Genomic DNA, 5,103 nt, shown 5'->3' with positions numbered 1-5,103 from the left:
GCTCGCAGCCGCAGCCGGGGCGGCCGAGGCGGGGGCCGCCGCGGCCTGAGGGGTGCCGTTGCCCTCGGCAGGGTTGCCGTGGGTCGCGAACCAGGTCGCCCACTCGGGGGCCACGCTCGACGGGTCCGCGGTGTACCGCTCGAACATCTCGTCGACGAGCCAGTCGTTGGCGCCGAAACCGGCGGGGAGCGCCGTGGAAGACTCGGTGGACTGCTGGTCAGGGGTCTGCGACACGGCTGGTCTCGCCTCTTCCGGTACGCGCGCGTGGGTTGGCACTCGGTGATCAAGGCTAGTCCCACCACGCGGCAAATGCAGGGCTGGGCCCCCGCCGTGAGGCAGGGTGGTGGGGGCAGGGTGCAGCCACATCGCGGGACGAGGGAGACTGGCGGACATGATCTGGACGGCGCGGGGTCGGGTCACCGCGGCTGTGCTGGCCACGGGGCTGGCTCTGGGAGCCGTCTCCTGCTCCGGGGACTCCGAGCCGGAGCCCGCAGCGTCCCCCAGCGCCTCGGCTCCGGCGCCGTTGCAGACCACCGCCCGGCTGGGCCGCGTCGAGGGCACGGTGGACCGCGCCCAGCGCGCGCGGACGGTCGCGGCGGTCAGCAGCGTGGTCGACGGGTGGTGGGACGCGGCGTACGTCGGCGGGGACTACCCGCGCACCGACTTCTCCGACGCCTTCCCCGGGTTCACCCCCGGTGCTGCGAAGGACGCAGCCGCGGACCTCCGGCTGATGTCGAACGCCGAGATCGGCGAGCGGGTGGACGCCGTCACCGCGAGGACCCGCCGGGTGAGCGTCGACGTGCTCGGGGTCAAGGGCCGGCCGGTCGGCGCCACGGCGCGGGTCCGCCTGGCCTTCACCACCTCCGGTGAGAGGAAGGGACGAGTGACGGTGACCGGGGTGCTCCGGCTGACGAAGACCGACGCCGGGTGGCAGGTGTTCGCCTACGACGTGTCCGAGGGGGGAGCGCGATGAGCGGGCGGACCGGTCTCGGGGGCCGGCTGCTGCGGCTGCTGGCGCTCACCGTGGTGCTGGGGCTGACCGCCCTGGTCGTGCCGGACTCCGCCGTGCACCCCACCGAGGTGACCCTGGTGAAGGTGCGGCAGGCCAGTGGTGTGGACCTGACCCCGGACGTGGTCTGGATCCTCGCCGTCGGCTCCGACGCCCGGCCGGGCGAGGACATGACCCGGACCCGGGGGGACGCCCTGCAGCTGGTCGGCATGGACACCCGGACCGGTGCGGCGGCCGCGATCGGCGTACCCCGCGACTCGTGGGTCGACATCCCCGGGGTCGGCTACGACAAGATCAACGCCTCGCTGTACTACGGCGGTCCTCAGCTGCTCGGCCAGACGGTGGGGAACCTGGTGGGCATCCAGCCCGACTACGTCTTCGTCACCCGGTTCCCCTACTTCATCGAGATGGTCAAGAGCATCGGGGGCATCGAGGTGGACAACCCGGTCGCGTTCTCCGACACCTACCTCAAGCCCAAGGGGTTCCCGGCAGGGCACATCCACCTGACCGGGTACGACGCGATGGCGTTCTCGCGGATCCGGCACGACCTGCTCCGCGGCGACTTCGACCGGTCGGCCAACCAGCAGCGCACGCTGAAGGGCATCCAGGCCAAGATCCGGGCCCGCGCCGACGAGCCCGGCTTCCTCGAGCGCGGCGTGCTCAGCGTCCTGCAGAACATGCACACCGACCTTCCCCCGGCCGAGCTCTTCGAGCTCGCCGCGGCGGCCGCGGCGGTCCGTCCCGGCGCGATCACCAACTGCGTGGTCCAGGGCGGCATCGGGAGCGTGGGCGGGGCCAGTGTGGTGCTTCCGGACACGGCCATGGCCCGGCGGCTCGGCGACCGGGCCCGCCAGGACGCCACCCTGGAGTCCTGCGCCTGAGCCGTCCCGCGGGCTGGTGGCGCGTGGGCGCTCCGCGCTGATCCCTGACGCTGCCGCCACCCGGCTGGCCCGTCAGGCGCTTTACTCGACCCGGTGCCGCGGCGCAGAGTGTCGGCACGTTCGAGAACTTCAACGGTCGATGTCGAAGAGCCCGGTGGCCGTTCGACGTACGTGCGAGAACCAGCTCACCAGCAACCAGTAGGAGTGATCAGCATGCCGCGTTTCATGGGATTCGTGAGGATGGAAGAGGGCGTCGGCACGCCGCCGCAGGCGCTGTTCGACGCGATGGACGTCTACATCGGCGAACAGGCCGCCAAGGGTGTGTTCCTTGACGGTGGCGGCCTGTACGGGACCGAGGACGCGGTGAACTTCGTGGTCCGCAAGGGCGAGGTCACCCGGGTCGACGGGCCGTACGCCGAGGCCAAGGAGGTGGTCGGCGGCTGGGCGATCATGCAGTACGACACCCTCGAGGATGCCGTGGCGGACCAGCGCCAGTTCGCCGAGCTGCACGCCAAGCACTGGCCGGAGGTCACCGTGATCTCGACGCTGCGTCAGATCTCCACCGGTCCGGAGGCACCCGGCGACTGAACGGGCTCACTACGCTGGCGTCGTGCCGGCAGGGACCAGTGCGGATGACCCGACAGGGGTCATCGTCGCGGCGTGGCGGGCCGACTCGGCCCGCCTCGTCGGTGCTCTGACCCGGATGACCCGGGATGTGGAGCTCGCCGAGGACCTGGCGCAGGACGCGCTGGTGGCGGCGCTCGAGCAGTGGCCCACGACCGGCGTACCGCAGAACCCGGCGGCGTGGCTGATGACCACCGCGAAGCGGCGCGGCATCGACCACTTCCGGCGCGCCGACAGCCTTCGCCGCAAGGTCGCGGAGCTCGAGCGCGCCCGTGGTGGAGAGGAGGGGGAGATGCCCGACCTCGACGGCCAGGTCGACTACATCGAGGACGACGTCCTGCGGCTCATCTTCTTGTCCTGCCACCCCCTGCTGAGTGCTGAGTCCCGGGCCGCGCTGACGCTGCGTCTGGTCGGAGGGCTCACCACCGCGGAGATCGCCCGCGGGTTCTTGACCACCGAGCCCACCATGGGCCAGCGCATCTCGCGGGCGAAGAGGACGCTGTCCGAGGCTCACCCCGAGTTCGAGCTGCCCACGGGGACGGAGCGGACCAGGCGCCTCGACGACGTCATGGCCGTGATCTACCTGATCTTCAACGAGGGCTACAGCGCCACCGCCGGCGAGGACTGGATGCGCCCCGAGCTGGCGCGCGAGGCGATGCGGCTGGCGCGGATGCTGGCCACCCTCGCTCCGGACGAGCCCGAGGTGCTCGGACTTCAGGCGCTGCTGGAGATCCAGGGCTCGCGGATGGCCGCCCGGCTCGACGAGGACGGTGCACCGGTCCTGCTCGAGGCCCAGGACCGGGCGCGCTGGGACCAACCACTGATCCGGCGCGGGATCGCAGCCCTGCAACGGGCCGAGCTGCTCGCCGCGCACGGGACGCCGGTAGGGAAGTACTTCCTCCAGGCCTCGATCGCCGCGCAGCACGCCCGTGCGGAGCGTGCCGAGGACACAGACTGGCGCCGGATCGCAGCCCTCTACGACGTCCTGGCCCACGCCGCGCCGGGGCCGGTGGTCGAGGTGAACCGGGCGGTCGCACACGGTCGGGCGTTCGGCCCGGATGCGGGGCTGGCGGTGCTGGAGGCGCTGGGCGCAGGTGAGCTCGGCGACTCACCGCTCGTGCCGAGTGTGCGCGGAGACCTGCTCGAACGGGCCGGGCAGCACCGTCAGGCGGGCGAGGCGTTCACCGAGGCGGCCGCGCGCACCAGGAACGAGAGCGAGCGCGCAGTCCTGCACCGTCGGGCCGAGCTGAACCTGGGGCGCGCACCGAAGCCGAGATGAGCCGCGGGCGGTTCGCCGAGCACGTCCCGAGATCCGTCAACCCGAGTCAGCCCATCGACTTCTGGCCGTCGATGGACTCCCGGATGATGTCGGCGTGGCCGGCGTGCTGGGCGGTCTCCACGGCGATGTGCAGGAACACCCGGCGGGCGGTCCACCGGGAGCCCGGCTCGTGCCAGGGCGCCTTGGGCAGCGGCTGCGAGGAGTCGAGGTCCACCTCCCTGACGAGGGCGTCTGTCGCGGCGGCCACGGCGTCGTACTCCGCGAGCAGCCCAGCCAGCGTCTCGTCCTCCAGCACCCGGAAGCTGTCCTGGAACTCCCGCACCTCGGGGGGCGGGTTGCTCCAGTCGATGCGCGCCCAGTCGATCTCGGGCCCCTCGGGAGGACCCGCGACGATGAAGCGCGTCCAGCTCTGCTCGGTCCTGGAGACGTGCTTGACCAGCCCGCCCAGCGTCAGCTCGCTCACCGTGGGTCGCTGCCGGGCCTGGTCGTCGGTCAGGCCCCGGACCGTGACCAGGAAGAGCTCGCGGTGCTTGTGCAGCAGGTCCAGGATGTCGGCGCGCTCGCCGCCGGATGTCGACGTATCGGCCATGGTGCTCCCTTTCGTCGGGGTCGTCCGGTCCACGGTAGGGCCGAGCACGGACACCCGTCCTGCGCCGTCCGTGGCTGCCTCCTGGAGCACCGCCGTTGATTGTTCCGTCAAGTAAAGGTCCTACGCTGGACGGATGGAACCGAGGTGGCTGGACGAGGACGAGCTGGCTGCGTGGGTCAGGCTGGTCGCGGTGGTCGAGCTGCTGCCGGGGATCCTGGACGGGCAGCTCAGGCGCGACTCGGGGCTGACCCACTTCGAGTACTTCGTGCTGGCCACGCTCTCCGAGGCGCCGCAGCGCACCCTGCGGATGACCACGCTGGCCGAGCGCACCAACGCCACGCTGTCGCGGCTGTCCCACGTGGCCGGGCGCCTCGAGGAGCGCGACCTCGTGGAGCGGACGCCCTGCCCTGCGGACGGCCGCGCGACCAACGCCCGGCTCACCGAGACCGGCTGGAGGGCCCTCGTGGCCGCCGCGCCCGGGCACGTCGAGAACGTCCGCCGGCACGTCATCGACCCGCTGACCCCGCGCCAGATCAGCCAGCTTCGGGCCATCGCCGACGCGCTGCTTGCGGGTCTCGACCCGGAGGGGCGGATGACCAGCGAGCTCGTGCGACGCTCACCGGGCTCCGCCGCTCCACCGCCCCTGGGGCACCCGTGACCGAGCCGAGCGATCAGCCCGCGGTGCCGGGCGTCCTGGACCGGCTACTGGTGCGTACGACGC

General features: G+C 72.2%; 7 protein-coding genes. 5 read left to right on the top strand and 2 right to left on the bottom strand.

The window, feature by feature from the left end; genetic code table 11:
• Positions 1 to 234 (bottom strand): 2-oxoglutarate dehydrogenase E1 subunit family protein (locus PLP61_RS14915; RefSeq protein ID WP_324503541.1); only part of this gene is annotated, 234 nt, incomplete at its 3' end.
• 157 nt (positions 235 to 391) lie between these two features.
• Here PLP61_RS14915 and PLP61_RS14910 point away from each other — a divergent pair.
• The 4 genes from PLP61_RS14910 to PLP61_RS14895 all read left to right on the top strand — a co-directional run bounded on the left by PLP61_RS14910 (position 392) and on the right by PLP61_RS14895 (position 3,793).
• Positions 392 to 973 (top strand): hypothetical protein, encoded by a 582-nt coding sequence (locus PLP61_RS14910; RefSeq protein ID WP_324503540.1) that lies wholly within the window; start codon positions 392 to 394, stop codon positions 971 to 973.
• Positions 970 to 1,890, top strand: coding sequence for an LCP family protein (locus PLP61_RS14905; protein ID WP_324503539.1), 921 nt, complete (start codon positions 970 to 972; stop codon positions 1,888 to 1,890). Before PLP61_RS14910 ends, PLP61_RS14905 begins: the two co-directional genes overlap by 4 nt.
• A 240-nt stretch (positions 1,891 to 2,130) precedes the next feature.
• Positions 2,131 to 2,478 (top strand): YciI family protein, encoded by a 348-nt coding sequence (locus tag PLP61_RS14900; RefSeq protein WP_324503542.1) that lies wholly within the window; start codon positions 2,131 to 2,133, stop codon positions 2,476 to 2,478.
• Positions 2,479 to 2,500: 22 nt separating this feature from the next.
• Positions 2,501 to 3,793 (top strand): RNA polymerase sigma factor, encoded by a 1,293-nt coding sequence (locus PLP61_RS14895; RefSeq protein ID WP_324503538.1) that lies wholly within the window; start codon positions 2,501 to 2,503, stop codon positions 3,791 to 3,793.
• 46 nt (positions 3,794 to 3,839) lie between these two features.
• Here PLP61_RS14895 and PLP61_RS14890 read toward each other — a convergent pair whose 3' ends face one another.
• Complete coding sequence (locus tag PLP61_RS14890) at positions 3,840 to 4,382, bottom strand: DinB family protein (RefSeq protein WP_324503537.1); 543 nt, start codon at positions 4,380 to 4,382, stop codon at positions 3,840 to 3,842.
• A gap of 133 nt (positions 4,383 to 4,515) precedes the next feature.
• Here PLP61_RS14890 and PLP61_RS14885 point away from each other — a divergent pair, with 133 nt between their 5' ends.
• Positions 4,516 to 5,040, top strand: coding sequence for a MarR family winged helix-turn-helix transcriptional regulator (locus PLP61_RS14885; protein ID WP_324503536.1), 525 nt, complete (start codon positions 4,516 to 4,518; stop codon positions 5,038 to 5,040).
• Positions 5,041 to 5,103 lie beyond the last annotated feature (63 nt).

Source organism: Nocardioides sp. (assembly GCF_035429765.1).
Taxonomy (GTDB): Bacteria; Actinomycetota; Actinomycetes; order Propionibacteriales; family Nocardioidaceae; genus Nocardioides.
This window is presented reverse-complemented; position numbering and strand designations above follow the sequence as displayed.

What these genes read in the sequence shown, in the direction of transcription:
- PLP61_RS14910 (WP_324503540.1), top strand. Translation starts at nt 392, where the DNA reads ATGATCTGGACGGCGCGGGGTCGGGTCACCGCGGCTGTGCTGGCCACG.
- PLP61_RS14905 (WP_324503539.1), top strand. Translation starts at nt 970, where the DNA reads ATGAGCGGGCGGACCGGTCTCGGGGGCCGGCTGCTGCGGCTGCTGGCG.
- PLP61_RS14900 (WP_324503542.1), top strand. Translation starts at nt 2,131, where the DNA reads ATGGAAGAGGGCGTCGGCACGCCGCCGCAGGCGCTGTTCGACGCGATG.
- PLP61_RS14890 (WP_324503537.1), bottom strand. Translation starts at nt 4,382, where the DNA reads ATGGCCGATACGTCGACATCCGGCGGCGAGCGCGCCGACATCCTGGAC.
- PLP61_RS14885 (WP_324503536.1), top strand. Translation starts at nt 4,516, where the DNA reads ATGGAACCGAGGTGGCTGGACGAGGACGAGCTGGCTGCGTGGGTCAGG.